The sequence below is a fragment of the Stieleria sp. genome (genome assembly GCF_041595215.1).
GTDB lineage: Bacteria > Planctomycetota > Planctomycetia > Pirellulales > Pirellulaceae > Stieleria > Stieleria magnilauensis.
On sequence record NZ_JBFHKV010001032.1, the window covers coordinates 1 to 3,048 of the forward strand.

Annotated in this window: 2 protein-coding genes and 1 pseudogene; 1 reads left to right on the forward strand and 2 read right to left on the reverse strand. The window is 58.8% G+C overall.

From position 1 onward, the window contains the following. Together ABX749_RS27655 and ABX749_RS27660 are read right to left on the reverse strand one after the other, a co-directional pair. On the reverse strand, positions 1 to 1,623 hold a 1,623-nt coding region (locus ABX749_RS27655), incomplete at its 3' end, for a protein kinase (protein ID WP_372898873.1). A 175-nt stretch (positions 1,624 to 1,798) separates the two neighbouring features. Beyond that, on the reverse strand, positions 1,799 to 2,662 hold the full coding sequence (locus ABX749_RS27660; RefSeq protein WP_372898874.1) for an RNA polymerase sigma factor: 864 nt from the start codon (positions 2,660 to 2,662) through the stop codon (positions 1,799 to 1,801). Between the two features lie 68 nt (positions 2,663 to 2,730). Between ABX749_RS27660 and ABX749_RS27665 the strand changes: the two are divergent. After that, positions 2,731 to 3,048, forward strand: a pseudogene (locus tag ABX749_RS27665) (TolC family protein); the annotation flags it as partial.

The window sequence follows — 3,048 nt, forward strand, 5'->3', positions numbered from 1 at the left end:
AACGATCCACACCCGTCGCAACAGGCGCGGATCGTAACCCAACATCAAGTCGCGATCCGGCCGCGATTCAATCGTCTTCAGAATGTGGTAGGGTCCCAGGATCGTCTGGGGTTCTTCAGGCGAGTTCGGGTCAAGAGCGGTTCCGTGTCCTGAAGGCGTGTGAGCGAACAGGTGTGGTCGTGCCTGTACCGCCGGAACCTGGATGACGCGGGTGCCGCTGACCAGTCCATGAACTGCGGCGTATCCGTTTCGATGTCGCATGGTGACGAACGAGAGCACAAATGTAAAGCTGCAAACCCATCCGGCCAATGCCTCTGCAAAACGGACGTCTTCGCCCTCGAAACTTCGAATGGCGAAATCAGCGTCGATCGCGTACAACGCCCACCACGGAGCGGAGAGGAAGAAAAAGAACGTCAGTGAACGAACAAATGCGCGAGCGATTCCCGGAGCATCTTGATTGGTCCCGACCACACGCAAGCGAAACAATTGTTTGCCGATCGAGGTCCCCCAGAGTCCTTCCAGTACCGTGAAGTACCCGATCATCGCCACAAAGGTGAAAAAAGACACCCAGCGGTCCGAGATATTTTCGTAAGGGCCAAAGCCAGAGAATATCGCCTCAACCGTTTGGTACCAACGGCCAGATTCATCAAACCACAGGCCCGAAATCATTGCCAATAACGTGATCACGAGAATCGTATCGACCACATTGGCGACCATCCGAAATCCCACCGTTGCCGCAGCACAAGCCTCCGACCGATACGGCAGCAAGTCCTCGCGTATTTGCTGGTAACTGGAGTAGCGATCCTCTGGTTTTTTCTCCAGGCACTTGCAGACGATCCGGTCCAACCCTTTTGGTATGTCATCGCGCAGCGAGCTCGGCGCCGGAGCCGGTTGCTCCAAGACGATCGCCAACAGCCTGACCATTTGGTCCGCCTGAAACGGAAGGCGTCCCGTCAATAGATTAAAAAGCGTGACCCCCACACTGTAGAGATCCGATCGCACATCCAGTTCATCGCCACGCAATTGTTCCGGCGATGCAAACAGTGGCGTACCGAGAATCACACCACTTTGTGTCAAGTCCATCTCGGTTCGCAACTCGCTCGATATCGAGAGCCCGAAATCGCCAACTTTGACGGTTCCATCGGACGTCAGAAAACAGTTTGCCGGTTTGACGTCACGGTGCAGCACGCCCACCTCTGACGCGGCTTCCAATCCGTCGAGAATTTGCAGGATCAAATCGACGCACTCGCCCACCCTCGGCACACCGTGTGCTTCGATGCGGTCGGCGAGCGTTCCCCCGTCGACCAGCTCCATCGCGATGACGGGGACTCCGTCAATTTCTTCGGTGCCGAAGACGTAAACGCTGTTGGGGTGATTGAGCGATGCTGCGAGTCGGCCTTCTCGAAGAAACCGCGATCGATGGCGGGGTGACTGCAACCGGTGATTGAGAACCTTCAGTGCGACCACACGTCCACTGTCAGATTCTTCGGCCGCATAGACGCAGCCCATCCCGCCACTGCCCAACAGGCGGACGATGCGGTAGCGCCCAAGCATGTCTCCGGCTGTCAGGGGGCTCGTCGAAACCTGGCCCTCGGCCGCGGTCGTCTTCAAGCCTTGACGCATCAAGCAGGCCGCGCACAAACCTGATCGAGAGTCACCGGTCAGGGGGGCACCGCAGCGAGGGCAATTGATGGATGCATTCATTGTCCGGACCAGGACGCGGAAGGACGATGGGAGTTGTCTCTAACACTGACTACCGAAACGGCTCGAACAGGTCACGCGGAAACGCCAGAAAAACTTAGCCTTTTTTCGTTCCCTCTAACGCGGCAAATAGCCACCGGATTTCGTCGTCAATCTCCTCCTCCGCGGCCACCGTGTCGGCGATGGCTGCCCGCAGCAATTCACGGTATCTCGACCGCAACCGGTGCGTCATCATTTTTAGTCCGCCGACCGATTTGCCATGGACGTGCGCCATTTCCGCGTAACGGGTTCGATCGCTGTCGGCCAATAGGAACGCTTTTAAATCGGCAAACAGGTGCGGTCCGCCCTCGAATTCCGATTCCAGTTGCTGCATCACGTGGCCGATCAGATGGATCGCCCACTGCCGATCGTATTGCTGATCGGGCGTCGCGGAGGTAGCCGGATCGATCCGAAACATTCCGTCAGCCCCTTCGAAATCGAGTGAAAGGATCGAATGCCGTCCTCCTCGCTTTTTCGCTTCGGCTTTCTCTCGTTGTTTGCTGATAAAATTCTTAAAAGCCGTCAGCAAGAACGCCCGAAACCGTCCTCGCTGCGGTGCCGCGACCTCCATCAGATCTTTTTCCAACAGTTCGGCGAAAAATGACTGTGTGAGATCTTGGGCGTCGGAGACGTTTCCGACCCGGCGTCGCGCGAACAGATACAGCGGTTGCCAATACGCTTGGCAAAGCTCACTCAGGGCCTGCTGTTGCTGCAGACGACACGACCGTCCTTCGACTGGGTCGCGGGTGCAGCGGTTTTCCGCAGCGTCGATCGAGGACGCATACCCATCACCACGTCGATTGCCGTCTTCCGCCAGGGGATTGCCCCCGCGTGCGGCGGCCTGAATCAAGCTCCATCGGGTCGTCAGAAACGCCCCCGGGCGGGCCGACGATCGTGCGGGGTTTGGGGATGCGTGTTCCATGGGTTCATTGTAGCGTTGGCCGCGATTGGTCTTGTCGGCACACCGCCGCGGATTCTAGATCTAGGGCCATGATTTCTCTCTCGACCGTCCGCGCCCGATCAACTCGGTGGCTCGCCGCCTTGATGCTCTTGGTGGTTGCCGGCTGCGCCGGGCCGGACGTTGCGGGCACCTTCCGGACCGAGTCTCCGCCGCCCTTCTCGGCCAGCGGAACGGCGGTGACGCCCGATCGCTGGTGGACGACGTTTGACGACCCCGGGCTGAACCATCAGATCGACGCCGCGCTGGGCGACAATTTTTCATTGGCGGCTGCGCTCAATCGGTTAGCTGCGGCGCGGGCACTGACCCGTCGCGAAGCCTCGGACTTGTGGCCGGACATCGACGGCGTG